Genomic DNA, 26,774 nt, shown 5'->3' with positions numbered 1-26,774 from the left:
ATTGTTACCAATAATAAGATTTTGTATCACAAATACGGGAGAGTCCCGATAACTATGTCCATTCCCCCAAAAATCCAAATTCTCATCAATCAACTTGATCGACAGTTAAACGAAATTGAACAACAAGCAGCACAAGGAATTAATCTGCTTAGAAGCTTATTGTCTTATTTCCCAGAAAATGTTATACTAATGCAGTATTTTGCTTATCTTAACACGATTCTGTTTTTCCTAGAAACAGCAAGACGACAAATCCAAACCACTATTGATACTATTTCTGATGAAGACGTGCCGAGGGAATTAATTCAAGAAGCAGGAGAAGATTTGGGAATGTTGCAAGGAAAAATCATAGAAGAAAAAATCCGCTTGCAAAGACTTATTGATTTTTTAGGAAATAACCCATGAAAAAACTGCCCGATGAAAAAACCTTATTAGCCATGCTAGAACAGTTCAAAATTGCTGAACAACAAGCGAGAGAAATTTGTGAAATATCAACAGAAGTAGCCTTAAAATATCAACAGCGAATGCGAGAACTTAGGGAAGCAAAACAACAGAGCGAACACTGAATCAGCAACAAAAAAACTCCGTGTCCTCTGTGTCTCTGTGGTGTTTATCAGAATTTTATTTGAACAATAAAAGGCGGTGAGTGTCAATGGTTTATAGCAATTTCAAGTTAGATGAATTAGTAAAACTTTTTGATTTAACCATTCGGGAAAACTCTGAATTATTCGCCTCCATCCCAGAAGTAGAGGGTAGTGAATATTTAATAACAACTCTCCAAGAAACAGTCGATTTAGCAGTAGCTATCAACACCGAAAAAGCTCGTTCAGAAATGATTATTGCTCCTGTCTTATTAGAGTTGCGAAGAAAATTAAAACACCAAATTAGTCTATTTTCTGGAGTTGATTTTACTGTAGATTTCAGCCAAGGCTTGAACGGTATTTGCGACTTTATTATCAGTAAAAATCCAGAACAGTTATTTATTCGTCAGCCGATTGTCACAATTGTTGAAGCGAAAAATGAAAACTTAAACTCAGGATTTGGTCAGTGTATTGCTGAAGCAATCGCCGCTCAAATCTTTAACCAACAGGAAGGTAATGAAATTTCTGTCATTTACGGAGTCGTGACAATTGGAACTATCTGGAGATTTTTAAAACTTGTAGGTCAAACCGTTCAGATTGATTTGAGTGAGTATTACATTAAAGACATCAACAAAATTTTAGGCATCTTATACCATGCTATCATCAATAAAGATCTAGGAGAGTAGATAATTTATGAAATCGGCGATAATTAATCTGCCAAACCATTGCAAAATCAGCTTTTATGTTATGATTTAAGTTAAAAGCAAATTTTTTCAACGCATTATTCCTATGAAAAAACAAATCAAAGAACGCCTCGAACAACTCAAAGCAGAATATGAGTCTGGTCAAAAAATGTTAGCTGATTTAGAAACACAAGGACTCAATCTAAGAAATACCATGCTTCGCATCAGTGGCGCTATTCAAGTATTAGAAGAGTTACTCGCTAAAACTGAGGAAGAAGAAAACCTTGACGTTGTTGAAATAGTAGAACCTCTCACTCAAACCAACTGAAGTAATTAATATTCAAAAAAACTGCCATGATGCAAAACCTAAATAAAAAAACTCCGTGTCCTCTGTTTCTCTGTGGCTTTTATCATGGTTATCGAAGCTAGTAAGGCATGGTTGGAAAATCTGTTACCAGCTTTGCAGTGGTTAGACAAACTGCTAGAAAAAGCAGTAGTTGCCGCTCAAGCAACCTATGCCAAAGACCCAGCAACTGAAGCCTATCAAGGTCTTTATCTCACGCAGGAAGATGTAGAGCAAATGTTAGTGCGCCAGCCAGGAGAGCCTGTCCTGAAACTTGGAGGAGAAGCTTGGGAGCCATCCTTTTCTGAGTTAGCCGACAAAGCATCCCGCCTAGCCTGGCTCAAGCAAACCTTTGACCTGTCCGTCTTCGACCTAGCGCTACTCGTGATTGCCCTCGCTCCCGAACTCGACCTGCGCTACGAAAGGCTTTACGCCTACCTCCAGGACGACGTAACTCGCAGGCGACCCACAGTAGATCTCGCCCTCAACCTGCTGTGTTCTTCAGCCCCAACCAAGCTGTGGCAAAGGTCTAGGGTTGCCCCAGAAGCGCCCCTACTCCGCCATCGACTGCTCCATCTGTTGGCCGACCCCCATCAGGTGCAGCCGCCCTTACTTGCTTGCTACCTCAAGCCTGATGAGCAGCTAGTCCGCTACCTGCTGGGACAGGAGGGACTCGACTCCCGATTGGCAACATTCTGTGAGCTAGTAGGCCCCAGGGGAGAACGGTCGTCACCGTTGTTAGATGCCAAAATCCAGCAAGCGCTAAACGCTTTGGCACTCCAGGCGAAACAAGCCAATCAGCCTTTACACCTTTACTTTCACGGTCCCCAGGGAGTGGGAAAGCGCCAAGCAGCAGAAGCGATCGCCCTCAAGTTAGGCATGAAGCTGCTAGTAGCAGACATCGCCACAGCGATCGCCGCGAAAACCGAGCTAGAGTCAATCTTGCCCCTGCTCTTGCGAGAAGCCCAGTTTCAAGATGCGGTGCTGTATCTCCAGGGAATCGACGCACTGGGTTCCCAAGAGCAGATAAACAACTATCAGCGCCTATTGCAGGCGATCGCCCAATTTCCCAGTATCGCCATCTTCGGAGGAGGAGGGCCAACCCTGTCAGACATTCCAGGCTCCACCCGCACAATTCTTCCCGTCTCCTTTCCCCTACCTGACTTTGCCCAACGTCGGGACAACTGGCAAGCCTATCTCTCCCAATCTGGCATTAGCCGACCGGCCCAGGAGTTAGATACCCTCGCTGACCGTTTCCGCCTCACTCCTGAACAAATTGGCGATGCAGTCGCCTCAGCCCAGCACCAGGCTCGCTGGCAGGCGGCCCAGGCATCCCAGGAACCCCCTCATTCCTTAAGCTTAGAAGATCTATTTGCTGCTGCTCGCGCCCACTCAGGTCAAGCCCTGACTTCCCTCGCCCGCAAAATTTCCCCTCACTCCACCTGGGCCGATCTGATCCTCCCGCCCGAGGGACTGACTCAACTCCAAGAAATTTGCAATCAGGTCAAATACCATCACCTCGTCTGCGGTCAGTGGGGCTTCGAGCAGAAACTCTCCCTCGGTAAAGGGCTAAATGCCCTCTTCTCTGGCTCACCTGGTACGGGTAAGACAATGGCGGCGGCGGTCATCGCCCAGGAGTTGCACCTCGACCTCTATCAGATCGACCTCTCCCAAGTAGTCAGCAAGTACATTGGCGAGACGGAAAAGAACCTGGAGCGGATCTTTACCGCCGCCCAGAGTGCCAATGCCATCCTTTTATTTGACGAAGCAGATGCTCTCTTTGGCAAGCGCTCCGAGGTTAAGGATGCCCACGATCGCTACGCTAATCTTGAAATTGCCTATCTGTTGCAGAAAATGGAGGAATACGAAGGGGTGACGCTCCTAACCACCAATTTGCGGCAGAATCTAGATGAAGCCTTCACTCGGCGCATCCGTTTCATTGTCGAGTTTCCCTTTCCTGAAGCGGACTACCGCCTGCAAATCTGGCGGCGCATCTGGCCCAAACAGACACCCCTGGCAGCCGATGTGGATCTCGAAGGCATGGCGCGGCAATTCAAGCTGGCAGGAGGTAATATTCGCAACATCGCCCTGGCGGCTGCCTTCCTCGCCGCAGAAAAGAGCCAGTGTGTGACGATGAAACATCTGCTGCAAGCAACCAAGCGGGAGTTTCAGAAGATGGGAAGACTGATTGGGGAGGAGGAGTTTTTGCCATTTAAACAAAAGTAAGTTGGTTTGCCCATTGTTCTGCCAAGTATCATGGATCAAGAAAGCCAAACCGGGATTAATCCAGCCATGCCTGATGACCTTGCCCGACACCATGAGGTGGCAAAGGGCCTAACTTATCTCCATGCACGCACAAATGCCACGGCAGGGCGCACCCTGGAAGCCGCCTCCTTCGTCTATGCGCTCATCGAACTGCTGACAGAAAAAGGCTTACTCGATCTTGACGAAATTGACACAAGGAAAAAGCAGGTAGCCCAACGACTGCTCAAACGTTTCCTGCAGCAAGATCCGGGCGTTTCCTTGCAGGAACCAGAACAAGATAAATATACCTTTTCCCAACCCGTCGCCATTGACTGCGAAAATCGGGTACATTTGTGCCAGGCTGCCTGCTGCAAAATGGTTTTTCCCCTGTCGCGCCAAGACATCGAAGAAGGAGTCATCCGCTGGGAGTTGAGCCAACCTTATGTTATTGCCAAAGGTGCGGACGGCTATTGCCACCACTTTGATCGCCAAGGTTTAGGCTGTACGGTGCATTCCCAGCGCCCCATCCCTTGCCGAGCCTACGATTGCCGCAACGACAGGCGCATCTGGCTCGACTTTGAAAATAAAATTGTCAATCCCAAGCTGAACGAGCCAAACTGGCCCCACAACTTGAGTGCAGCAGAAATGGAACTTCCAGGAGGTGAAATTCAATGATCCACGATCTCGACGATACGCTTAAAGAATTGCTGGTGCAAAAAGTGCCTCTCGATCCTAACGCGATCGATATTAAGTTTGAAGTGCCGAACAAAGACGACTGGAATCCCAAGCCGAATAAGCCTACAATTAATTGTTTTCTCTACGACATCCGCGAGAATCACGAGTTACGCAGCAATGAGCGCTATCTCTCCCGCAACGGAACCACAGGAACAGGAACCGAAAAAATTGCCCCCACTCGTATTGATTTATCCTATCTAATCACCGTTTGGACAACCGATGTCGCCGACGAACATCGACTGTTAGGCAGTATTTTGCAGACCTTATTGAGCTATCCAATTTTGCCAACGGAAGTCCTCAAGGGGCAAATAGCCAATCAATCTCTACCTCTCCGCGCCTGGGTTTCTCAACCCGAACGCACCCCGAATGCTTGGGATTTTTGGGGGGCGCTTGACGGACGGATGAAAGCGGGAATCAGCTACATGGTGACTGTTGCAGTTGAACCCTTTACAGCGGTTGAGGTTCGTTTGGTAACAGAAAAAGTTCTCAAAGTCGAGCCAAAGTAGGTAGTTAAGCTAATGATGAACAGCCACTCAACCCATGCAATACGAAGCTATCTATGAAAACGGACAAATAATACTAAATCCAGTTATTAAAAACTGATTATTTATTCTCCGTTTTGCATGAGTGCATGAGTAGAAAACGGGTTTCTCCGAGAAACCCGTTTTCTGTGCGTTACTCAACGGATTTAGTATAATGCTCTTGGAGGGACTTTCGGAAATCCCTAACCGAATCTAGGTTCTGAAACCCTTGCTTGACAAGGGAACGCTAACTTTTTTTCTAATAAAAACTCAAATTCCGGGTTTCTGTTAGTTAGCGATAGCTTGAAGGCTTACTCCATAAGAGCAGCAATTCTCATTTTGAAAAAAATCAGATAAAATTCTCTTATTTAAATAGAGAACTTGTGTAGAAGCATTATTTTTTGACAGATATAGTTATTTCAAATAAGAACGAGACGCTAGGCGACACAATAAGTACGAATAATTTCATCAAGGGGTGTCCCCACAGGAGCATACATTCTTGCCCTCTTTAATGCACTAAAATCATGTTCGATATCATTTAAATCAGGAGAGTATTTTGGCAAAAACACGACCTGATGACCTGCTTCCTCTACCAGTTGTTTAATGACTGTCTTCCGATGAATTGGTGCATTATCCATAATTAATACTGATGTTATGGGTGCGAGAGGGCAATAAATATAAAGATAACCACCCTTCAAAACCTTCGGCATTCAGGCTTCTCGTAAATACCATCGGTGCAATAAAGTCTTTTTTTCCCTTTCTTCTACCAGCGACAAGGTTCTCTCTTTTTCCTCGTTTTCCTTGTCTATCTCCAAAGACTTTCTTCCCTTTTTTTGACCAAGCATAAAAACAGGCTTGAAATTCTTCAAACCCTGACTCATCAATAAATACAAGGCTTTCACTTCCATATATTTTAATCAATTCTCTCAGCACTCTGTAGTATTTCATTCTTTCTTCTCGGTTTCTTTCTCTATAACGAAGTTCCTTCTTTTTTCTGGTAACTTTCATTTTTTTTAAGGCATAGCAAATGGCACTTGGTCTCACTCCAAATTTCTCGGCTCTGTCTCTTAATCTTGCCTCGGGATTTTCTTGGACATCTTTTGACAGTGCTTTCCAGTCCAGCTTTCTCTGACGGTGTTTTACCTTTGTTGCTTCCAGTTTTTCCCTACCTAGCCATCTATATATCGTCGCTCTTCCTATATTAAATAGAGCGGCGGCTTTGGTTATGCTTCCCCCATTCTCTACATAATCGATTACTTTTTTTCTCAAGTCTAGGCTATAAGACATTTTTCTGTATGGGTTGCTCGTTTCCCTTTATTTTACCTTATTTTTCCCTCGTCTCACACTTATTTGAAATGACTATATATATCAAGTTCCCTGCCGCAAAGAATCGATAGATACTTGAGGCAATGATGATTGAAGAATTAAATACCCGGTTAGAAGCCCACGAAAAAACAACCGAAGAGATAAGGGAACGGAAGGAAGCTATCGACCGGCAGTCGGCCGAGTTTAACCAATGGATGACCGGAATCAAAGCCAGGTTGGATGCGATCGCAGGCAAGATCGAACGGGCCAAAAACAACACCAAGTAGAGCGAACGCAAAGCGCTCGCTACGCCAGATCGCATTCTCTCGCTCAAAGGAAAAGGTGCTTCTTGACATCCTCGCCGCCCTAAAAGTGCGGCGATTCCTAAACCTCACGATTTAAGTTTCTGCTTCCACCACCGTCGCATACCACAGTTAAAAAACCATGTACTGTCTTACACAGAGTCCACAGACTTTCGCCCCATTTCAGAAGCCCGATTCCGTGTGTCCCACGGTACGTTGACCGCCTATAGCTTCTTGTACTTGTTGCGCGCGACTTTTTACCCGGCCAAGCTTTTCTGGTCGGAACCCCCTAAGCCGAGTTTTCAAGGTGCTGCGCCGTCCACTTGGTTTTCGAGACTGGCCTTTTAATTCTAACGTAAAGCCAACCTAGAACGGCGGGGTTTCAGACCCAAAATTTCCGATGAGTTTATTGTCGGCAAATCGATCGCTTCGACCAACTAACCGAACATAAGCCCACCTTATCATTCCGACAAGAAATACTTTTGTCAAACCCCTTTACAAACCGTTACAAACTCTCTAAGATAGAAACATCATCAATCAATCGTACCTCGATAACTTAATAGGAATCATAAACCAATGACCACCACTCTACAACAGCGCGAGAGCGCTTCCCTGTGGGAGCAGTTCTGCCAGTGGATTACCAGCACCAACAACCGTCTTTATGTCGGTTGGTTCGGTGTCATCATGATCCCCACCCTGCTCACCGCCACCACCTGCTTCATCATCGCCTTTATCGCCGCTCCTCCTGTAGATATCGACGGTATTCGCGAGCCTGTAGCTGGTTCCCTACTCTACGGAAACAACATCATCTCTGGTGCAGTTGTTCCCTCTTCTAACGCAATTGGACTCCACTTCTACCCCATCTGGGAAGCAGCTTCCTTAGATGAGTGGTTATACAACGGTGGTCCCTACCAGTTAGTCATTTTCCACTTCTTACTAGGTGTCTTCTGCTACCTCGGTCGTCAGTGGGAACTGTCTTTCCGTTTAGGAATGCGTCCTTGGATTTGTGTAGCTTACTCTGCACCTGTATCCGCCGCAACTGCTGTATTCTTAATCTATCCCATCGGACAAGGTTCCTTCTCTGATGGTATGCCTTTAGGAATCTCTGGAACCTTCAACTTTATGTTTGTGTTCCAAGCAGAACATAACATTCTGATGCACCCCTTCCATATGTTAGGTGTTGCTGGTGTGTTCGGCGGTTCCTTGTTCAGTGCAATGCACGGTTCCCTAGTAACTTCTTCTTTAGTGCGTGAAACCACTGAAATCGAATCTCAGAACTACGGTTACAAATTCGGTCAAGAAGAAGAAACCTACAATATCGTTGCCGCTCACGGTTACTTCGGACGTTTAATCTTCCAATACGCTTCTTTCAACAACAGCCGCTCTCTGCACTTCTTCTTAGGTGCATGGCCGGTAATCGGTATCTGGTTTACGGCAATGGGTGTTAGCACCATGGCGTTCAACCTCAACGGTTTCAACTTCAACCAGTCGATTCTCGATTCTCAAGGTCGTGTAATCGGTACTTGGGCCGATGTGTTAAACCGCGCTGGTATCGGTATGGAAGTAATGCACGAGCGCAATGCACACAACTTCCCCTTAGACTTAGCTAGTGGTGAACAGGCTCCTGTGGCTCTGAACCGCTCCTGCTATCAATGGTTAATTCCTAGTCTGAATGAAAAGGCACTCCCGCGAGGGGGTGCTTTTTTGTTGTTAGAATTATGATATAGCTCAATGTTAAATGGAGTTAATTTTATGATATCCCCTCAAATTATTGAACTGGAACAAAAGTTACGAAATTTTTCGTTTGAAGATAAACAATGGTTATTGGAGCAGTTACATCAACAATTAGGATTGAATAATCAAAAAAAAACTAAACAAGCATTAATAGATAGTTGGAATGAAGCTTATAGTGATGGATTGGACGAATCAGAAACTTTAATGTTAGAGGGAATACGCCATCATCAACGCCAATTATCTGAGTAAATATGACGATTTTTCAAGGAGAGATTTATTGGATTGATTTAGGAGAACCACAAGGTTCTGAACCTGCTTATCTTCGTCCTTGTGTTGTGGTGCCAAATGATGCTCTGAATCAGTCACAAATTGGTACGGTTATTGTGTGTCCATTAACAACTAATTTGAGACGAGCAAAAGCTATTGGGGCTCTTCTCGACTTTGTGTGATAATTTTTGCTTATGGAATCGTGAAATGCTTATCAGGCAAGACTTTTAGTGCTATTTGGCGGAATAAACTATCAGTATAGACCTCGTTTCCACACAGAAACCAGAAGAGCCCTATTTATTGGGAATGTTTTATTGAATGAGGGTGAAGGGAATTTACCTGAATCCAGTGTTGTTAATGTTTCACAGGTTTTCACGGTTGATAAGCGTCTTTTAACGGAGTCTATCGGAAGACTTTCTCGGGAAAAAATCAAATTAATTATTCAGGGAATTAAGTTGGTTATTGAACCTCAAGAACTCGAATAATAGGGTGTTATAAAATATAAAATTATAAAAAAAGCGATCAAGCTACCGCTCAAATAATTGCCCAAAGATATCTAGCCGCTAGTCCCTGTTTAGAAACCTTGCTAAAACTTCCAGAAGATTCCCTAGGTTATCGGCTCTTCTCGACTTTGTGTGATAATTTTTGCTTATGGAACCCTGAAGTGCTTATTGGGCAAAACTTTTAGGACTATTTTGCGGAAGAAACTATCGGTATAGACCTCGTTTCCACACAGAAACCAGAAGAGCCGGTTATCATTATGCTACTCACCTAATTAGTCTCAATTTTGATCCTAATTTTTATCGGTCTATTCAAGTCAATTCCGATACAGATTATCTGCTGCTTCGCCTACGGCAAACTCACGATATCTGGCATATAGTAACGGGTTTTGGTGTTGATGTTATGGGAGAATTGCAACTGAAAGCTTTTGAATTAAGTCAAAGTCGTCGCCCTCTAGCTATTGTCCTACTTTTAGGGGGATTATTCGGAGCTTTATTTTCTTCCCCACTTTCCTTAGGCTCTCTCTGGGAAGAGATTGTCATCGCCTATAATTTGGGCAAAAATACTCGACCTTTTTTAGCGCAAAAATGGGAACTAGCTTGGGAGAAATCCTTGCTAGTTTGGCGGCAAGAATTGGCGATTGTCCACTCGAACCTAGAAAATTAATTTTGCTGGACTACTTAAGTAAGTGGTTATAATTAAGTTGAAGATAGATTTTGTCTTTGATCCCCCCTGCCCCCCTTAATAAGGGGGGTGCCGATAGGCGGGGGGATCCCCCCTTAATCCTAGGGTTGATTCATTTAAATTAAGTACAGCTAATTTTGAGTCAATAAATTTGACTGAAGATTCTCAAGTTTATCTTTTTCTAATCAAAATAGTTAGTCACAATAACTAATCTTTAATCCTCTGCCAAATTTATTATGAATAAATTGATAAAGCTTGTTCCCAAGCCACTAAAAGCCTATCTCTCTTCAAATTTTCTGAGAGTACATCCTGTTAATTTAGCTAATTTTTCTGCTTCTTACGTCGATAAAACTATCAGTTTTTCCCAACGTTCAGCTAACCACCTCTGTCCCTCTGTGATTGAGAGAAAACCCAAACCTCTGAAAAGATTCAATCCTATGGTTGTGAGAATTGACCAATTGCTGGCCGCTTGAAAATCACTAATTTCGCTTTTATCTTCCTCAAAAATTACATCTTTTACCCAATGTAACTGATTTTCTATTTTCCAGTGTCCTCGAATAATTTTAGCAAATACTTCGGCGGATTCGGTTAGGCTACTGATATAGTAAGCTGTTTCTTCATAGGTTTTATCCCCGCGACTACCCCTTCTTTCTACTTTAATAACTCTTCGCAGATTTTCAAACCCTTTTCTTTCATTTTTCCTCACTTTAAAAACTTCTATTTTTCTTGATATTTTTCGTCCATGACTATTATCTTGTTCAAGAAAAAAACTTTCTGGCTTTGAGGAATTACTCAGGTCTTGTATTCGCTGATAAAGATTTTTCTGATTTCCTTTAACGGTGATAACATAGTCATTTTTAGTCTTGGCTATTAAGCTGATTGTTTTCTTCTGACAGTGTAAAGCATCCCCAGTAAAAACTTTATTTTGGAGAGAGCAATCCTCAATTATAGCTTGCCCTTCGTCGATTTCAGACCCTTTTTTGTTTTCGATTCTTTTTAAGTGTAATACCAAGCCACTTTCTTGACTAAACAATGAGATAAACATGATAAAATTTTGTTGTTCATTGTTAGGATTCTTTAGGGTGTTTTTGAGACTTTTTCCATCTATGCCTAGCCAATTTATATCATCTCTTTGTCCATATTCTTGTAATGCCCATTCATTAAACATTTTTAACAAACTCTGCCAGTCAACTCCCATCATTACCCTTCTAATTGTTGAATAGGATGGGACTCTTTCTGGAATTATGTTAAATTCTTTACTCAGCCTGTGCCGATTATTTTTAGCAAACTCTCCTAGTTCTCTATAACCTGAGTATCCTAGCATTGTTCCTAGTATTATTACTACTAATACTATCCATAAAGGGTGTCTTTTTCCTTTATCTTTCCGAAAGTCCTTGACTTGTTTTAGTTTTTCTATTAAGCTCAACATATATTTAAAAAGTTGGCGGTCACTTCTCATTTTACCTGATAGTGATCGCTTTTACTTTTGATATTCTGATGGGAGAATGAAACAGCCCTACCCTTAATCCTAGGGTTGATTCATAGTAGGGTTGATTCATGAATCAACCCTACGATTAAGGGGGGAAATCTGATAATTTTTAACGCCTACCTACTTAAAATAATCGACTAACCCGAATAAATCCCGATTAATCGGACAAAATAAGGCAATTTGCCGATTCAGGGGCCAGAGGACAGAAAAATTGTCAGACAATCGGGAAAAAGTGACGGAGGAAAAATTTTTCCGAACAGGAGTAGCAAAAAAATCCCAGTCCGGGTAAAATTGATTATCGATCGATTGTGTGAGGAGTCCGATCCCCATGACCAATAAACACACAGCAAGACTGCTGGGCAGTTACCTGCAGCGCCTGCCTGCCCATAGTTGGCTCGTCCTAGTTTTTTGGGCTTTGATTATTGCTCCAGTCCAAGCTGCTGTCGAGTTACGCATTGCTATCAGTAAAGGTGTTAGCGCCGTCTCCGTGGGCAGTTCCACCGATGCTGTGGTGAAAGATGGGGCTGGCAGAGTCCTAGGAGAATTGACCGCCATGAATGCCCTCAATGCTAATCCCAGAGGAAAAGCGGTGGGTTTGGCCGATTGGCAGGCCAGTCAATTGATCATCGAACCGGAGAATGATGGTTACGTCTGGATTAATGATCGCTGGTATCGAGGACGAACAAGGATCATTCGGCAGGGTTCTGGGGTGACAGCCCTAAATTTAGTCGATTTAGAGGAATATCTCTATAGTGTAGTCGGTGCGGAGGCGATTCCCTCCTGGCCGCAAGAGGCCTTAAAAGCCCAATCTGTGGCGGCGCGCACCTATGCTCTCTACCAAATGAATACTTCTGGTAATCGCATCTACGATCTCGATACTACCACCCGCACCCAAGTTTATAAGGGTCTAGAAAGCGAGTTTACTAGCACCCATGAGGCAGTTAATGCCACCGCCGGACAAATTATGAGTTTCAACGGCAAACCGATTCTAGCGGTGTTTCACTCCTCCTCCGGGGGTCATACGGAAAATGTCGAAGATGTTTGGAATTCCCCCTTACCCTACCTGCGCGGTGTCGTCGATTACGATCAAGTCGCCCCGGTATTCCAATGGTCAAAAAACTTTAGCGCCGGGGAATTAGGCCGTTTAATCGGTGGTATCGGTCGCGTGCGATCGCTATCTCCCGAAAGGATCACTCCCCACGGACGGGTGATTAGAATGCGTATAGTGGGCGATCAAGGCTCTAAATTAATCTCTGATACCCAATTACGGCGAATACTCGAGCTGCGTAGTACCCTATTCACGATTTCAGCTAATAACGGTACTTTTGCCATCAATGGTCGCGGTTTCGGTCATGGGATCGGTTTAAGTCAATGGGGTGCTTTTTCCCTCGCTGACCAAGGGGTGACTTATGATCGCATTCTCAGCCATTATTATCAAAATGCTCGTTTAACTGAAATGCCCAATTAAAAAGGCTGTCAGCCATTTCCAGTGAACAGTGAACAGTAAAGAGTGAACTGATAACAAGGATTGAATCTAAAACCTAATTGGTTAGGCTAAGTAGGGAGGCACAATTATTTGTGGGATGGGTTAGCGGTAGCGTAACATGAGCGGGCGTTGGGTTTCATGCTTCAACCCAACCTACGTTCATCTAATCACTGATCACTGATCACTGATAACTGATTATGAGATAATGTCTGATCTCACTTGTAATTTTTGACTTGCATGACCATCGTTACCGAAGCCTTAACCGAGTTGGAACCAGTCATAAAAACTACCTTTACCGTCGAGGAAATTCGCCAACTACTGCCCCATCGTTATCCCTTTGCCCTAGTTGATCGGATTATTGACTATGTACCAGGTAAAAAAGCCGTTGGCCTAAAAAATGTCACGATCAACGAGCCTTTTTTTCCCGGTCATATTCCCAGTCGTCCCTTGATGCCGGGGGTGTTAATTGTTGAATCTATGGCCCAAGTGGGGGGGGTGATTTTGACCCAATTACCCGGGATGAAAGGGAAATTTTTTGCCTTCGCTGGCATTGATAAAACCCGTTTTCGTCGTCCTGTGGTGCCGGGGGATCAATTAATCATGACGGTGGAATTATTATCCTTCAAGATGAATAAAATTGCTAAAATGCAAGGGGAAGCAAGAGTCGATGGGCAATTGGCCGCCCAGGGCGAAATGATGTTTTCCGTCTTTGATTGACCTATGAATTTTGATCGAGATCGTCTCCGACAAGAACTAAATTTATTTGCTATTCTAGGGGCTTTTATCACCAATATTTTCGCTAATATTTTCCCTCTTAAGGGCGAAAATATCGGGGCTATCTCGAATACAGTTTTTCAAGATGTCTTAATTATTCCCGCTAATTATGCTTTTGCGATCTGGGGATTAATTTATCTGGGTTTAATTAGTCTGGGAATTTACCAAGCTTTGGCTTTTAATAAAACTGAACCGCGTTTGCGTCGGTTAGGCTACGAATTAGCCATCGCTAGTGCTTGTCAGATTCTCTGGGTAATTTTCTTTCAATTGCGTTTTTTTACCCTGTCTTTACTGGCAATGCTAGGCATTTTATTTTCTCTCATCCAGCTTTATCTTCGCTTAGAAATTAATCGCTTGATTGTCAATCGTAAACAGGGTTTATTAGTTAATGCTCCTATTAGTATTTATTTCGCTTGGATTAGCGTAGCCACAATTGTCAACGTCGCTTCGGTGCTAGATTGGATCGACTGGCAGCGATGGGGTCTAACTGACCAAATCTGGACGGTAATAATCCTAGTTATCGGGGCGATAATCGCGATTTTAGTCGGTTTAAAAAGAAAAGATCGGGCTTTTATCGGGGTGTTTATCTGGGCTTTTTTGGCGATCGCTGTTAAACAGATTTCTCTGCCTCTAATTGCGATAACAGCGATTATATTAGCGATTACCCTAACTTTTCTAGTTTTTCGTGGCAATTTTCGTCCTCTGAGTCGTTAAGATGCGGGATCACAGCGAATTTCGACGATAAAGCCATCGGGATCGTAGAAGTAAACCCCTCTCCCAGTCGGCCGGGTCACGGGTCCACTAGCAATAGTAATTCCCTGACTTTGTAGCACTTCTAGGGCAAAATCGAAGCATTCCGGGGCAATATCGAAGGCTAAATGATTGGCACGGGTAAAAGCGATTTCGGGATTGTCGTCGGGAGGGTTTAAATCTGGTTCCCAAAATAGGTCAATTACTTTACCATCGGGGGTGATAAAATTGGCCACTTTTCCTTGGGCAACTAATTCTTTTAAGGTACTGGGAATTTTTTCGCCCACTAATTCCTCTAATCCTAATATTTCCCCATAAAAATGACGAGAAGCCTCCATATCTTTGACGTTGAAAGCGATATGATGGACTTTTCGCAGTTGACCGATTTTGAGTTTTTTCGTGGTTACGGAAGGGCTAATAGTCATTTTAGTTATCATTTATCAGTAAAGGATTGGGGGATTTTTCAGTGAACAGTAATCAGTAATCAGTGAAAAGACAGCACTATTAATGTCATTTAATACTCCTCATTTAATACCGCTAACTGATAACTGATAACTGATAACTGATAACTGATCAGGCTGGCGACTTAAGAGTTAATTTTTTGCAATAATTGTCGAATGGATTCTGCATCTTGAGCGTTGGGTAGGAGGGCAAGATAGAAGCCTAAATCCTGTTGCGCTTGGCTGAGTTGTCCAATTTGATAGTAAACTAAACCTCGATCGCGCAGCTCTAGGGGATGATTAGGAATGAGCAAAAGTAGTAGATCTATTGTCCGAATTGTCTGAGACCATTGTTGACGATTCAGGTAAATATATTTTAAATTAGTCAACAAACGTAATAAAATTTGCTGATTGGTAGCAATATTGAGAAAATGTTCTTCTAATTTAACTGGCTGTTGATAAACTTGACTTAATCTTTCTTGACAGTCCTGTTTAAATAGGATTTCACCACCGTGAAAGGGATCGACAAAAATTTCCACTTCCTCGAAATCGGGACGGATAATAAAATGGCCGGGCATACCAATTCCTACCATGGGAAAATCGATCTGTTTGGCAATCTCTAAATAGATAATCGAGAGAGTGAGTGGGATACCCGTGCGGCGATCAATTACGTCATTTAAGTAGCTATTGCGGGGGTCATAGTATTCTTGGTTATTACCAGTAAATTGTAAATCTTCAAACAAATATTGATTGATAACCTTGACTATTTTTAAAGGATATAATCTATCGGGTAGGCGTTTTTTTACCTCGTCAGCCATTAAATTTATTCTATTTAAATAGTGATCAATTTTGAGACGGGGATATTCAAAATTGGCTATTTGTAGGGCTGCCCGAGCTAGATTTATCTCAGGGTCAGGATGTTGAATTGTTTCGATGAAAGCTTGGTATAAGAGTTCAAGGGTCATTAGAAAAGGGTATTAATCAGATTATCAACTATTTTAACCGATCCTTCCGGTTTTATGGCCTCTCTTTTCTGATCACCATTAAAGATTCATCGGTTTAGACGAGCTTTCCCTGGAGGAGTAACGAGAAATCTGGTCAATATCTAGATTAACCACCGCTTTTTCTAAAGGGATCGTGCGACAATTTTTATTTTGAGCCTGCACTTGATAAACTAATTGATTTGTCCAATCTAAAGCAGTTAACCAACCACTTTGAGGATGATAAACCCCAGTTTCAATGTCTAGCCAACCGCTGCCGCGAGCTAGTTGCCCCGGTTTGACATCGGGAAAGGTAAAGGTTAAAGTATGACCTGTGATAATTAGTTTATCCTTGAAATAGGGTTGGGTCATGGTATGAAATTCATTTCTAATCCAACAAAACTGCTCGTTTGTTTGCTGTTCAAGGGGATATTCTGGGTGTACTCCTGCGTGAACTAACCAAATATCTCCTAGGTCTAAATAAGCGGGTAGGGATTGGAACCAATTGATATGTTCGGCGGGTATATTGTTATTATAACTTAGTAGTGTCGCCGCCCCGCCACTCTCAATCCAGCCGTTGAACCATTTTTCAGAAACTTCTTTTCCCGTCAGAGCTTTTAAGAGCATATATTCATGATTTCCTAGGAGACATTGGTAGTTATTTTTGATGACAAAATCCACCACTTCCAAGCTCTGCTGTCCTCGATCGATTAAATCCCCCAGAAAATAAACCTCATCCTCACTATCGGGAGCAACTCGGTTTAATAGTCGCAAAAGTGTCTGAAAACTGCCATGCACATCTCCGATAATAATACGACGCGGTTCTTGAGTCTGTTTCTCTATTTTTTTAAAAAACACACACCCCTCTCTAATTGCTGAGATTGCTACTCTTTTATCGCTAAAAAAGCAGTTTTTATAAGGTCTTAATTTTATTATAGGACAAAGCTTTCCCTCTGACAGTCACTGGTTTTGGGGAACGCCGGAACTGCGGGAGAAAGGCTGTAAGTAGGTGGGTGGAATTAAATATAAGATGAACTTAGGTTGGGTTGAAGCATGAAACCCAACTACCGCATGGGTTACGCTACCGCTAACCCATCCTACAAATAATTGTGCCTCCCTACTTAATTGTTTTGTAAAGTATTTTTGCAATCTCTGGGCAGGGAGCGGACAGGTTATGGTATTATTTTTTTATGATCAGTTTTTATATAATTGGATGTCAGCAACTATCAACTAACGCACAGATTACCATTATATAAAAAAGTATCTCACAAAAATGCTCCCTTGTCAAGCATGATCAAAAAAAAAGTTTTTTTTGAGATTATAATAAAAAAAAAATTAGTTTTCTGCTGCTATGATAACCCTAATTAACGCTAGAATTCCCGCCTATCAGGATCGACAACAAATAGAGATAAATGCTGCGGGAAAGATCGAGAGAATCACGGAGATGGGGGGAAGGAAAAAAGGGGAAAAGATTATCGATATGGAAGGGGATTGGCTATCGTTAGGAGGAGTAGATTTACAGATCAACGGAGGATTAGGATTAGCATTTCCCGACTTAGAAATAACAGATCTAGAAAAATTAGATAAGATTAGTGATTATCTTGGGAATCAAGGAATTGATGGTTATCTGCCCACCTTAGTAACCACGTCTGTGGAGAAATTTCAAAAATCCCTCTCAGTAATTGCCAAATATATCGAGAAACAGAAACAGGAAAATCGAGCGAGCGCGCAGGTTTTAGGAGTACATTTAGAGGGACCATTTTTAAACTATGAAAAAAGGGGGGCGCATCTGGGACAATATCTTTTAACCCCAAGTATAGAAACAGTAGATAAAATCTTTGGGGACTACTTATCGATCGTAAAAATTATCACCCTAGCCCCCGAATTAGATAGTAGCGGTACTGTAATTAAATACCTAAGCGATCGAGGGATTACCGTCAGTTTAGGACATTCGCAAGCGAGTCAAGAAATAGCCAAAAAAGCCTTTTTACAGGGGGCAAAAATGGTTACTCATGCCTTCAATGCCATGCCTCCTTTACACCATCGTCAACCGGGGTTATTAGGGGAAGCAATTATCAATTGCGATGTCTATTGTGGGTTAATTGCCGATGGTCAACACATCCATCCAACCATGATAGAATTATTACTAAAAGCCAGTAATTATCATCGAGGAATTTTCTTAGTTAGTGATGCTTTAGCGCCGATTGGTTTGGGGGATGGTGTCTATCCTTGGGACGAGAGAGAAATTGAAGTTAAACAGGGAACAGCAAGACTTTTTGACGGTACTTTAGCGGGAACAACCTTACCCTTATTACAAGGAGTAGCCAATTTAGTTAACTGGGGAATATGTGATTTAGAAACGGCGATTATTCTAGGCACAGAATCCCCCAGAAAAGCGATCGGATTAGCGGGTTTATCAGTGGGACAACCTGCCAACTTTTTGCGCTGGCAATCGGCATCAAATTGGGAAAGATTGGATTTCCGTCAGCATTTTGGACTCTAACTGTTGAATGAGGGTATCAAGATCCACTTCGAGGCGATCAAAACATTCAGGAGGGGAAAGATCGGGTTGAAAATAAATCAATTTTACCTGACCATCACCGATAGCGACTATAGCCACTTCTTCCCTGGGATTATAGCGATAAATAATCCCAAGCATCTCTTGAATTTTACAATTAACCTGGCGATTTAATTTCTCTAGGGACTCCCTAGAACAACAGACAAAATGAGGCTGAGGTTTAAGATCAATGCCCAGGGTTTCTTGAGCATCTTCTCCCCATTCCGAGAGTAAACCCCACATTAAACCGGCTAATTCCTGTTGATTTTCTTGCACGAATTGATCTAATTGATAGCGCCATTGATTAGCGGGATCATCGGGGATTGGTTGTTCAAATCTCATCATTAGCCTCTTTTCAGTTATCAGTTATCAGTTATCAGTTGTCAGTGATCAGTCATCAGTGATCAGTGATCAGTCATCAGTTATCCGTTATCCGTTATCCGTTATCCGTTATCAGTCCTTAACAAGGAGGGTGCCGATCCCCCCTGCCCCCCTTGATAAGGGGGGTGCCGATAGGCGGGGGGATCCCCCTTGATAAGGGGAGTGCCGATAGGCGGGGGGATCCCCCTTGATAAGGGGGGTGCCGATAGGCGGGGGGATCCCCCTTGATAAGGGGGGTGCCGATAGGCGGGGGGATCCCCCTTAATAAGGGGGGAAAGCTGACAATTTTTAACACCTACCTACTTATCGACGGTACTCATCACCGCAATCACCGATTAACTGCAATAAATCCCGGGATTTTTGCAAGACATGATCAATTTTTTGATAGTCTTGGGGAGATAATTGAAAATCGAAAATACGGGCATTTTCCTGGATATGTTCAGCAACTCCCAAACGCACCCCGATAATTGCTCCAGCTACGGCTTTTTGTTCGAGAACGTAACGCACTGCCACATTAGGAATGGTGACGTGATAGGAATCAGCGATCGCTTTAAGAACAGTTAATAATTCTTGGAATAATTGCCAGTTTCCCCAAGCATCGATCATGTTTTTATATTTCCGTAAACTAGCGGTATTGAGACTCATGGGATTGGGTTCAGGATGACCGAGATATTTAGCTCCTAATAAGCCTCCTGCTAGAGTACCATAGGCTAGGAGATAGATGTTATGTTCTTGGCAAAATTGTGCCATTTTGACGAGGGGACGGCGATCAATTAGGGAAAACTGGACTTGATTGGAGACTATTTTAATCCCGGTGCTGAGAATAATTTTTAAATGTTCCGTGTCGAAATTAGTCAAGGCCAGGTGTTTAATTTTGCCTTCCTGTTGTAATTCTCCTAAAAAATATAAGGCATCTAGATAATTTTTATCGCGATAATCCCACCAGTGAAACTGCAATAAATCGAGACTATCCACATCCATGCGACGCAAGGAAATAGCGATATTTTTTGCGACTATTTCCTTAGTCATTTTACCCGGACGGGGAACCCATTTAGTGAAAGCTTGCAGATTATTTAAAGCATCAATGCCCCTTTGGGCGACTAATTGACGACGAAATTCACCGATAAAATCTTCGGCTGGACCGTAATGATCGGCCAGATCCCAAGTGGTGAAACCGGCATCTAGATAGGAGAACATACTAGGGATCGCTTTTTGGGGTGCGATCGAACCATGGGCGCCTGAAACCTGCCACATTCCGTTCAAAATACGGCAAATTTCCAGATCGGGGGTAAACTGTAAGCGACGAGATTCGGACATGGGGACTTTTCAGTGTTGCCAAAGGCACGGCGTAGCCGTCCAGTAAACAGTAAACAGTAATCAGTGAAAAGACAGCAGAAAACTGCCATTGAATACTGCTCACTTAATATTCTATTCTCCTACTGACCACTAATCACCGATTACTGATTCAAGACAGATCGATCGTCCCTGTCTGGAAAAACGCAGTCAAGGGGAAGACTTTCGGAAAAATCTCCCCCTGTTTAGGTTTTTGCTGCTCAATTTTTGCCCGGTTAATATTCCACTTCCAATCGCGCTGCGGTGACAGCATCAAAAGCGAAAGCGAGAACTATAGGCATAGGACAAGCGAGGATGACACAGAGAATTAAAGCTGTCACAGTCAATCCAATCGCCATTCCTAACCAAAGTTTTTCGGCAGGGGATAGACCTTTTTGACGCTTAATATTTTGTAACACTTTGGTGGGAATTGGTTCTGGCATGACGGCATTGGGAGGGAATGCCCAATAATTACTGTAGCGTTCGAGAAATAGCTCTGTCCAGCCGTTTTCTTGACACCATTCTTGAATCCATGGTTCGTGAAAGTGTTTCATTGCTTCCCTGTTGACTTTTTCTGGTGATTACTTTAAACATCTCTTGATGCGAACTTCATCCTAGCAAAGCTATCTTAAGGGTCGATCGGATTCAATAAAACTTAATATATGAGTAGTCGGTGGGTAAAATGTATTCTAAGATACAGTGCCAGCGAACGACCAGAACGAACCACAAAGACACAAAGGACACAAAGATCGATCGCTCCTATATAAGTTAAACCGATCACACAAAAGGAAATAATTGTTAAAAAATTTCGGTTCTTGATTCGGTACAGATTGCCTGTAATTTTTGGTCCCAAGTATCGAGGGGAAGGGTATCGAGATAGGCAAAGTCAAAGACAATCCCGATCGAGGGGATAGCTTGCCATTCGGGGGAATGTAGGAGACGATCAAAATAACCTCCCCCGTAACCTAAGCGATAACCTTGGCGATCGCAAGCGACGGCGGGAATTAACAGTAAGTCCACTTCGGCAGGTAAAATGAGAGGAGCGATCGCTGTTGGTTCATAGATGCCATAACGATTTAATTCTAGGGGATCGTCGGCAGTCCAACAGTGCCAAGTCAGGCTATCTCCGTCACAACGGGGAAAACCCCAGCGATGGTGTTGACAAAATAAGGAACTTAAATCCGGCTCTTGACGATAACTGAAGTAAGCGAGAATGGTTTTAGCGTGTTGAAAGAGGGGTAAAGATTGTAAATTTTTGCAAAGTTGCTGACTATTTTCTTGCCAAATATGCTTAGTAAGCGATCGTCTTTGGGCAATTAGTTGTTTGCGTAATTGGGCTTTTTTGGTAGCAGAATTCATAAAATAAAGATAAATAGGAGAGTAAGTAGCTGGTTATAATTAAATTGAAGATGGATCCCCCTTAATCCCCCCTTAATAAGGGGGGCATCTGACAGTTTTTAACACCTAACTACTTAGTAAGAACGATGCTAAATCTATTTAACTCGCTTTTTGGGCGTTATAACGAGAATATCAAGGCCAATGTGGAAATTTACACTTGGGCAACTTGTCCCTACTGTATTCGTGCTAAATGGCTGCTGGGTTGGAAAGGGGTAAAATACACCGAATACAAGATTGATGGGGATGAAAGCGCTCGTCAAGCCATGGCGGAACGGTCTAACGGTAAACGCAGTGTACCACAGATTTTTATTAATAATGAACATATCGGTGGTTGTGATGATTTGTATGCTTTGGATGGTCAGAAAAAATTAGATAATTTACTGGCTAAATGTGGGACTATCTAAAGTCTATTGACGAAAAAGCCTATGAGAAACATCGGCAATGGATGCAGTTAGCTTTAAATTTAGCGGCAACTGCGGGGGATCGGGGTGATGTACCTGTGGGAGCAGTTATCGTGGATAAAGAGGGACATTTAATCGCTCAAGGGGCTAATTGCAAGGAAAAACACTATGATCCCACCGCTCACGCCGAAATTCTGGCGATTCGTGCCGCTAGTCAAGTTTTAGGCAATTGGCACTTAAATGATTGTACCCTCTACGTCACCCTCGAACCCTGTCCCATGTGTGCCGGGGCAATCATTCAGGCTAGATTAGGATTATTAGTGTACGGTGCTGACGATCCCAAAACAGGAGTTATCCGCACTGTGGCTAATTTTATAGATAGTCCTTTTTCTAACCATCGTTTACCGGTAATCGCGGGAATTTTAGCCAAGGAATCCGGGGAATTATTACAAACATGGTTTGAGAAAAAAAGATGAGAAAAATTTGAGTAATTATCGGGACGGTTGATAAATTTAGCTAAATTTATCAAATTATTGCCTTAGACATGACAAAAATAACCCATGATTAAAAGCTTTCGATGTAAAGATACAGAAAAGCTTTATAATAAGCAGTTTGTTAAAAAGTTTTCTGGGATTGAACGATTAGCGATCAAAAGATTGCGTATTTTAGAAAGTGCTAATACACTAGAAGCATTGGCAGGATTGCCGAGTAACCGCTTAGAACGTTTAAAAGGGGATAGAATCGGTCAATATAGTATTCGCATCAATGACCAGTATCGTATTTGTTTCTCATGGGATGATGCAGCTACTAATGTTGAAATTGTTGATTATCATTAAGGAGAATTCACGATGAATAATTGGAAAAGTCCTATCCACCCTGGTGAAATTTTGGCTGATGAATTAGAGGAAATTAATCTTAATGTTTCTCAGCTTGCCACAAGAGTTAATATCTCTGAGAATGAACTTGAGCAAATTCTCAAGGGACAAGGAAATATCACGGGAGATATTGCTTTAAAATTAGGGCGTTTTTTTAATACCGGGGCAGAAATTTGGATGAATTTACAAAAAGCCTATGAGTTAGATCTAGCGAGGGAAAAGTTAGGAAATACCCTCGAAGAAATTATTCCTTATCAATCCCTGTCTTCAGGATAAATTCTCTTGAATTCTATAATTATTCATTTGGCGGCATCTCACATTTGCAGAAATAGCGACAATCAGCAATTATCAGTCATCCTTAAACTGATACAAATGTATGAATAACCGCGTGTGGGAGTTAATCATACTATTAACAGTGGACTAGCTGATCACCACCAGTGGCATTAACCAGATCTTTTGCCAAAATGGAGTAAATATAGTAGCGGGGGGATGGTCAATGACAGCACGGGAAGTATTAGAGTTAATTCAACAGGCAAAGGACGAAAGAGCGGGGAAGTTAGATCTGTCCGACAGAAACTTAACAGAAATTCCCCCCGAAATCCCTCAACTCACCTCCCTGCAATCCCTCGACCTCATTAGTAACCAAATCAGGGAGATTCCAGAAGCGCTCGCTCGACTTACCTCCCTGCTGGTCCTCTTTTAGTTTGCTCTGGACGGGTAAAATCAATGAAACGACCTTCAATCAGTTTTTAGAGGGTTTTTGGCGATCTATCACGATTTTTAAAGGACAAGAACCAGAAACCAACAACGATGACACCCCCCAAGAAACCCCCCATCGGAGCAGTAAAGATTTGCTTACCACAGAAAAGTAACTTAGGCAAAAAACTTTACAAATATTTAATATTGTCTCTCTTTTTGTCAAATAAGGACATGAAATTCCTTATTTGTTAAATCCAGTCGATGGTGAAATTAGAAGAATGTTCAAACGCCACAAACTCTTAAGTGATATTGCACTCAAAATGAATCAAACATCTGACTCTATTTATCAAGAAGAATGGGATGAACGCGCATTTCGTCCACAGCAAGTGTAGAATTATGTTATTCTAAATGCTTAATTGGTTGGTGAGTTAATTTTTTTAACTTCTCAGCCACTTCAACCCGATGACAACGATGATAATCCATTTCTGCACATAATAGCAAAACTGTTTTTGACTGAGCTTTTTTAGCAATATCTTGTAAAACTTGATCAACTTTTTCCGGTTCAGGGGAAACCCAATGACTTGTCCCTGAAATATTTCCTAAAGTTTTTTCTGACAAATACTCTATTCCTTGTTGATGACACAATTTTTCAAGTTGATCACCATACCATTTGCGACTCCATGCGCGGGGTTTTTCGCGAACATCGATCAGAAAATCAACCTCAAATTCGTTAATATATGCTAAAAGACTATCATAGCTTGAACGATTGCCGTAGCCAAAGGTTAAAATCAATGATTGCTTTGTAGGTGGATTTTTCATGATTCTAAAATAACTCCATTTGATTGAACTTTACTAGGGGAGGATAAAACAAACCAATAATCATAAAAGACTTAGCATGATTTTTGAGATTTCCCACAATAAAATATAAATCTTTACTTTCAAGAAAATCATCTTCTAGTTTTTGTCTAACTTTTTCTAAGGCATACTGTTCAGCTTCTAGTCCTGACAATTGAGATCGATCACGGCACTTGCGATAAAGTTCCATAATTTCCCAATCACTAATTGAGTATTTATGCGGTACATTATCTTCATCCGTGAATTGATAAAAAAATTTATAAGGAATTTTTTCTAAGTCTATATTAGGCTCAAACAAATCTAGTTGATTGAGGACAGTCTGTTGTTTTTGATTCCATTCTCTAGAAGTTTTCTTAGAAAAAAATCTTTCAATTGACTTGGGTTTAATAATCCCTAGAGATTTTCCCTGTGCTTGAATATCGGCGATAGACCTAAATTGTAAAGATAGAACTATAGATTTTCTTTCTTGCCAATTATTAGTTGTATCTATTTTTCTAATAATTGCCAAGAAATTGTCATCAATTTTAAAGCTTTCTGGACGGTAATCTTGATCATTTCTTTTAATTTTAGCACTAACAATTGCCCATCGATGGTAACGTTTATCAAAATCTAAATAACGATATCTGATGGGATAAATTCTAATCCACTGTAGCGGATTTTCCTCTTCACTTAACAATATTCCTGCCGTACAGACTGTCTCTTGATATTTAGTGCTAATAGATGGATAAGTTTTAGTGGCAATTAAAATTTTTCTAGTTTCCATAATATTTAGCCTGAATTATGACCTTTGACAAGCCGAAAGCTTGTATTTTCTTTAAAAACCCTTGTTTTGAAAATATATTTTATCCTGAAAAAATCGAAAATAGAAATTTTGTGATCAAAGTTTGAATGAATATTAACAAAAAACCTTTATACTTGTCAATACAATTTTCGGAGTATTTTTGATTGAAACCTACGGAGGCAATTCTCCCGTGATTATCGTGGGTAATTGTGCCGATGAAAATCCCCCGCAAGTTAAGATCCGCACCCTCCAGAAAAAATATCCCCAAATCACCAAGCTAATCGCCACTTCCTGTAAAACCGGTGCGGGAATCGAGCAACTTGTGCAGGAAATCGCCTCCCAAATCGATGCTATTCCCCATATCAAAGATTTATTGCCTAATAGTTGGTTTGAGATCAAAACTCAACTAGAAGCAATGCAAAAGAGTTATGACTTTATTTCCTACGAAAAGTATCAGGAAATGTGTCAGACAGCCGAGATTAGAGAGGCCAGCGATCAAAAAAGTTTAGTGCAGTTTCTCCACGATCTCGGTATTGTCCTCAACTACCAAGATGATCCGCGACTGAATGAAACCAATGTCCTGAACCCGGAATGGGTAACTGACGGTGTTTATGATATTCTCAATAATCACGATTTGATGGTGCAAAAAAAGGGCATTCTTTCACTGCCAGATCTGCAAGATATTCTCAAACAACCCCAACGTTATCCCGAAAATAAACGCGGATTTTTGATGGATTTGATGGGAAAATTTGAACTCTGTTTTCCCCTTGATGGTTACAGTCCCGATCGCTATCTAATCACCGATCTTCTACCCATCGATGAACCGGATGTGGATATCTACGAAAACGCACCTTTACACTTCCAGTACCGTTATGATATCCTGCCCGGTAGCATTATTTCCCGCTTTATCGTCCGTAATCACCAGATGATCTATAAAACCATGCGTTGGCGTAGTGGTGTGGTTCTGACAATGGATCTTAATAAAGCTTTGGTGCGTGCCGACGAGGAAGATAACTATATCAGCATAAAAGCCCAGGGTTCCCGTGCTAGTGCGCTTTTAGCTATTATTAAGACAGATTTTGACAAAATTCACGCTACTATCCCTAATTTAGCCGTACAGGAAAAGTTAGTGATTCGAGAATTGCAAGGGGAAAAACCCACCGGGGTAGAAGTTCCCGTCGATTATCTCCATCTGATAGAACTCGATCGCCAAGGCAGCGTGGAAGCAACTCTCCCCGGTTTGCGCGGCAAATACAATATCCGCGATATCTTAGAAGGGGTGGAATCTAAGAGAGAAAGAGAAAGACATCTCGACGAAAGGGAGGAACGTAGCCGCAAAAGCCGAGAAAATCGCCCTATGAGTCCCAAAACGCCAGAAACTCCCAATCTCCTGAAACCTAGTCTCGCTTTGTTGCTGGTTTTCGCTGTGGTTGCTTGTATAGTTGCGGTGTTTGCCCATTTTGTGCCAGATTCAAAGCATATTACCAGCGTTTTGACAATTATTTTTATCTTTGCTCTTATTGTGATTGTGTTATTGTTCTGGACGGGTAAAATCAATGAAACGACCTTCAATCAGTTTTTAGAGGGTTTTTGGCGATTTATCCCTACTTTTAAAGGACAAGAACCAAAAACCAAGAACGATGACACCCCCAAGAAACCCCCGAATCGGAGCAGTAAAG

Annotated in this window: 30 protein-coding genes and 4 pseudogenes; 22 read left to right on the top strand and 12 right to left on the bottom strand. The window is 42.1% G+C overall.

Going from position 1 to position 26,774, the window contains the following annotated elements; all coding sequences use genetic code 11:
- Nucleotides 1-54: 54 nt before the first annotated feature.
- The 7 genes from VL20_RS05880 (at nucleotide 55) to VL20_RS05855 (ending at nucleotide 5,089) form a co-directional block, all read left to right on the top strand.
- Complete coding sequence (locus tag VL20_RS05880) at nucleotides 55-402, top strand: hypothetical protein (RefSeq protein ID WP_002793098.1); 348 nt, start codon at nucleotides 55-57, stop codon at nucleotides 400-402.
- Nucleotides 399-563, top strand: a complete 165-nt coding sequence (locus VL20_RS31595) for a hypothetical protein (protein WP_002793099.1) — start codon at nucleotides 399-401, stop codon at nucleotides 561-563. The genes VL20_RS05880 and VL20_RS31595 overlap by 4 nt, the downstream gene beginning before the upstream one ends.
- Nucleotides 564-649: 86 nt before the next feature.
- Complete coding sequence (locus VL20_RS05875; protein WP_052275904.1) at nucleotides 650-1,264, top strand: hypothetical protein; 615 nt, start codon at nucleotides 650-652, stop codon at nucleotides 1,262-1,264.
- A 103-nt stretch (nucleotides 1,265-1,367) separates the two neighbouring features.
- The gene (locus VL20_RS05870; RefSeq protein ID WP_052275903.1) at nucleotides 1,368-1,589 is read left to right on the top strand and encodes a hypothetical protein; all 222 of its coding nucleotides are present in this window, start codon (nucleotides 1,368-1,370) and stop codon (nucleotides 1,587-1,589) included.
- A gap of 84 nt (nucleotides 1,590-1,673) precedes the next feature.
- Entirely contained in the window at nucleotides 1,674-3,830 is a 2,157-nt protein-coding gene (locus VL20_RS05865; RefSeq protein ID WP_052278393.1) for an AAA family ATPase, read from the top strand.
- A gap of 30 nt (nucleotides 3,831-3,860) precedes the next feature.
- On the top strand, nucleotides 3,861-4,523 hold the full coding sequence (locus VL20_RS05860; RefSeq protein ID WP_170863894.1) for a YkgJ family cysteine cluster protein: 663 nt from the start codon (nucleotides 3,861-3,863) through the stop codon (nucleotides 4,521-4,523).
- The gene (locus VL20_RS05855; RefSeq protein ID WP_052275902.1) at nucleotides 4,520-5,089 is read left to right on the top strand and encodes a Pvc16 family protein; all 570 of its coding nucleotides are present in this window, start codon (nucleotides 4,520-4,522) and stop codon (nucleotides 5,087-5,089) included. Before VL20_RS05860 ends, VL20_RS05855 begins: the two co-directional genes overlap by 4 nt.
- 452 nt (nucleotides 5,090-5,541) lie before the next feature.
- On the opposite strand, the pseudogene VL20_RS27405 reads toward VL20_RS05855, so the two are convergent.
- Nucleotides 5,542-6,391: pseudogene (locus VL20_RS27405) on the bottom strand (IS630-like element ISMae21 family transposase).
- A 122-nt stretch (nucleotides 6,392-6,513) separates the two neighbouring features.
- On the opposite strand from VL20_RS27405, the gene VL20_RS05840 reads away from it, so the two are divergent.
- The 5 genes and pseudogenes from VL20_RS05840 (at nucleotide 6,514) to VL20_RS05815 (ending at nucleotide 9,879) form a co-directional block, all read left to right on the top strand.
- Nucleotides 6,514-6,696 (top strand): hypothetical protein, encoded by a 183-nt coding sequence (locus VL20_RS05840; protein ID WP_052275901.1) that lies wholly within the window; start codon nucleotides 6,514-6,516, stop codon nucleotides 6,694-6,696.
- Between the two features lie 591 nt (nucleotides 6,697-7,287).
- Nucleotides 7,288-8,371: pseudogene (psbA, locus tag VL20_RS05835) on the top strand (photosystem II q(b) protein).
- A 92-nt stretch (nucleotides 8,372-8,463) separates the two neighbouring features.
- Nucleotides 8,464-8,694: a hypothetical protein gene (locus VL20_RS05830; protein WP_128575148.1), complete on the top strand. Its 231-nt coding sequence runs from the start codon at nucleotides 8,464-8,466 to the stop codon at nucleotides 8,692-8,694.
- Between the two features lie 2 nt (nucleotides 8,695-8,696).
- A pseudogene (locus VL20_RS33605) lies at nucleotides 8,697-9,197 on the top strand (type II toxin-antitoxin system PemK/MazF family toxin).
- A gap of 289 nt (nucleotides 9,198-9,486) precedes the next feature.
- Complete coding sequence (locus VL20_RS05815) at nucleotides 9,487-9,879, top strand: Coq4 family protein (RefSeq protein WP_128575146.1); 393 nt, start codon at nucleotides 9,487-9,489, stop codon at nucleotides 9,877-9,879.
- A gap of 355 nt (nucleotides 9,880-10,234) precedes the next feature.
- Here VL20_RS05815 and VL20_RS05810 read toward each other — a convergent pair whose 3' ends face one another.
- A complete protein-coding gene (locus tag VL20_RS05810; RefSeq protein ID WP_128575398.1) occupies nucleotides 10,235-11,326 on the bottom strand; it encodes an ISAs1 family transposase in 1,092 nt (363 codons plus the stop codon).
- 180 nt (nucleotides 11,327-11,506) lie between these two features.
- Complete coding sequence (locus tag VL20_RS05805) at nucleotides 11,507-11,716, bottom strand: hypothetical protein (protein WP_043995539.1); 210 nt, start codon at nucleotides 11,714-11,716, stop codon at nucleotides 11,507-11,509.
- On the opposite strand from VL20_RS05805, the gene VL20_RS05800 reads away from it, so the two are divergent.
- The 3 genes from VL20_RS05800 (at nucleotide 11,715) to VL20_RS05790 (ending at nucleotide 14,360) form a co-directional block, all read left to right on the top strand.
- Nucleotides 11,715-12,854: a SpoIID/LytB domain-containing protein gene (locus tag VL20_RS05800; protein WP_052275897.1), complete on the top strand. Its 1,140-nt coding sequence runs from the start codon at nucleotides 11,715-11,717 to the stop codon at nucleotides 12,852-12,854. The genes VL20_RS05805 and VL20_RS05800 overlap by 2 nt on opposite strands.
- A gap of 255 nt (nucleotides 12,855-13,109) precedes the next feature.
- The gene (gene fabZ / locus VL20_RS05795) at nucleotides 13,110-13,589 is read left to right on the top strand and encodes a 3-hydroxyacyl-ACP dehydratase FabZ (protein WP_002734156.1); all 480 of its coding nucleotides are present in this window, start codon (nucleotides 13,110-13,112) and stop codon (nucleotides 13,587-13,589) included.
- Between the two features lie 3 nt (nucleotides 13,590-13,592).
- Complete coding sequence (locus VL20_RS05790) at nucleotides 13,593-14,360, top strand: tryptophan-rich sensory protein (protein WP_052275896.1); 768 nt, start codon at nucleotides 13,593-13,595, stop codon at nucleotides 14,358-14,360.
- Here the strand turns inward: VL20_RS05790 and VL20_RS05785 are convergent.
- The 3 genes from VL20_RS05785 to VL20_RS05775 form a co-directional block, all read right to left on the bottom strand.
- Nucleotides 14,357-14,821: a VOC family protein gene (locus VL20_RS05785; RefSeq protein ID WP_052275895.1), complete on the bottom strand. Its 465-nt coding sequence runs from the start codon at nucleotides 14,819-14,821 to the stop codon at nucleotides 14,357-14,359. The two genes, VL20_RS05790 and VL20_RS05785, sit on opposite strands and share 4 nt — an antisense overlap.
- A 161-nt stretch (nucleotides 14,822-14,982) precedes the next feature.
- Nucleotides 14,983-15,801 (bottom strand): SirB1 family protein, encoded by an 819-nt coding sequence (locus VL20_RS05780; protein ID WP_002765776.1) that lies wholly within the window; start codon nucleotides 15,799-15,801, stop codon nucleotides 14,983-14,985.
- 78 nt (nucleotides 15,802-15,879) lie between these two features.
- On the bottom strand, nucleotides 15,880-16,674 hold the full coding sequence (locus VL20_RS05775) for a metallophosphoesterase family protein (protein ID WP_052275894.1): 795 nt from the start codon (nucleotides 16,672-16,674) through the stop codon (nucleotides 15,880-15,882).
- Nucleotides 16,675-17,167: 493 nt separating this feature from the next.
- On the opposite strand from VL20_RS05775, the gene nagA reads away from it, so the two are divergent.
- Entirely contained in the window at nucleotides 17,168-18,319 is a 1,152-nt protein-coding gene (gene nagA / locus VL20_RS05770; RefSeq protein ID WP_052275893.1) for an N-acetylglucosamine-6-phosphate deacetylase, read from the top strand.
- Here the strand turns inward: nagA and ccmS are convergent.
- From ccmS to VL20_RS05745, 4 genes are all read right to left on the bottom strand, one after another.
- On the bottom strand, nucleotides 18,275-18,715 hold the full coding sequence (gene ccmS, locus VL20_RS05765; protein ID WP_052275892.1) for a beta-carboxysome assembly chaperone CcmS: 441 nt from the start codon (nucleotides 18,713-18,715) through the stop codon (nucleotides 18,275-18,277). The genes nagA and ccmS overlap by 45 nt on opposite strands.
- A gap of 342 nt (nucleotides 18,716-19,057) precedes the next feature.
- Complete coding sequence (locus VL20_RS05755) at nucleotides 19,058-20,071, bottom strand: aldo/keto reductase (protein ID WP_052275890.1); 1,014 nt, start codon at nucleotides 20,069-20,071, stop codon at nucleotides 19,058-19,060.
- A gap of 251 nt (nucleotides 20,072-20,322) precedes the next feature.
- Entirely contained in the window at nucleotides 20,323-20,640 is a 318-nt protein-coding gene (locus tag VL20_RS05750; protein WP_002733676.1) for a slr1957 family protein, read from the bottom strand.
- Nucleotides 20,641-20,884: 244 nt separating this feature from the next.
- Nucleotides 20,885-21,445 carry a 5-formyltetrahydrofolate cyclo-ligase gene (locus tag VL20_RS05745; RefSeq protein WP_002740951.1) on the bottom strand — a complete coding sequence of 187 codons (561 nt, stop codon included), beginning with the start codon at nucleotides 21,443-21,445 and terminating at the stop codon, nucleotides 20,885-20,887.
- A 125-nt stretch (nucleotides 21,446-21,570) separates the two neighbouring features.
- Here VL20_RS05745 and grxC point away from each other — a divergent pair, with 125 nt between their 5' ends.
- The 5 genes from grxC (at nucleotide 21,571) to VL20_RS05720 (ending at nucleotide 23,463) form a co-directional block, all read left to right on the top strand.
- Complete coding sequence (grxC, locus tag VL20_RS05740; RefSeq protein WP_002751734.1) at nucleotides 21,571-21,888, top strand: glutaredoxin 3; 318 nt, start codon at nucleotides 21,571-21,573, stop codon at nucleotides 21,886-21,888.
- The gene (tadA, locus tag VL20_RS05735; protein ID WP_052275889.1) at nucleotides 21,873-22,361 is read left to right on the top strand and encodes a tRNA adenosine(34) deaminase TadA; all 489 of its coding nucleotides are present in this window, start codon (nucleotides 21,873-21,875) and stop codon (nucleotides 22,359-22,361) included. Before grxC ends, tadA begins: the two co-directional genes overlap by 16 nt.
- An 84-nt stretch (nucleotides 22,362-22,445) precedes the next feature.
- Complete coding sequence (locus VL20_RS05730) at nucleotides 22,446-22,721, top strand: type II toxin-antitoxin system RelE/ParE family toxin (RefSeq protein ID WP_012268033.1); 276 nt, start codon at nucleotides 22,446-22,448, stop codon at nucleotides 22,719-22,721.
- 12 nt (nucleotides 22,722-22,733) lie between these two features.
- Nucleotides 22,734-23,036 (top strand): HigA family addiction module antitoxin, encoded by a 303-nt coding sequence (locus VL20_RS05725; RefSeq protein ID WP_052275888.1) that lies wholly within the window; start codon nucleotides 22,734-22,736, stop codon nucleotides 23,034-23,036.
- A 220-nt stretch (nucleotides 23,037-23,256) separates the two neighbouring features.
- A complete protein-coding gene (locus VL20_RS05720; protein ID WP_052275887.1) occupies nucleotides 23,257-23,463 on the top strand; it encodes a leucine-rich repeat domain-containing protein in 207 nt (68 codons plus the stop codon).
- Between the two features lie 395 nt (nucleotides 23,464-23,858).
- On the opposite strand, the gene VL20_RS05715 is transcribed toward VL20_RS05720, so the two are convergent.
- Complete coding sequence (locus tag VL20_RS05715) at nucleotides 23,859-24,278, bottom strand: DUF488 domain-containing protein (protein ID WP_052275886.1); 420 nt, start codon at nucleotides 24,276-24,278, stop codon at nucleotides 23,859-23,861.
- Nucleotides 24,279-24,282: 4 nt separating this feature from the next.
- Complete coding sequence (locus VL20_RS05710) at nucleotides 24,283-25,077, bottom strand: hypothetical protein (protein WP_052275885.1); 795 nt, start codon at nucleotides 25,075-25,077, stop codon at nucleotides 24,283-24,285.
- Between the two features lie 178 nt (nucleotides 25,078-25,255).
- Between VL20_RS05710 and VL20_RS05705 the strand changes: the two are divergent.
- Nucleotides 25,256-26,772: pseudogene (locus tag VL20_RS05705) on the top strand (COR domain-containing protein); the annotation flags it as partial.
- Between the last annotated feature and the right edge of the window lie 2 nt (nucleotides 26,773-26,774).

This window comes from Microcystis panniformis FACHB-1757 (assembly GCF_001264245.1).
Taxonomy (GTDB): Bacteria; Cyanobacteriota; Cyanobacteriia; order Cyanobacteriales; family Microcystaceae; genus Microcystis; species Microcystis panniformis.
Note: the sequence above shows the minus strand (reverse complement) of the source record. Positions and strands in the feature narration are given on the sequence as shown.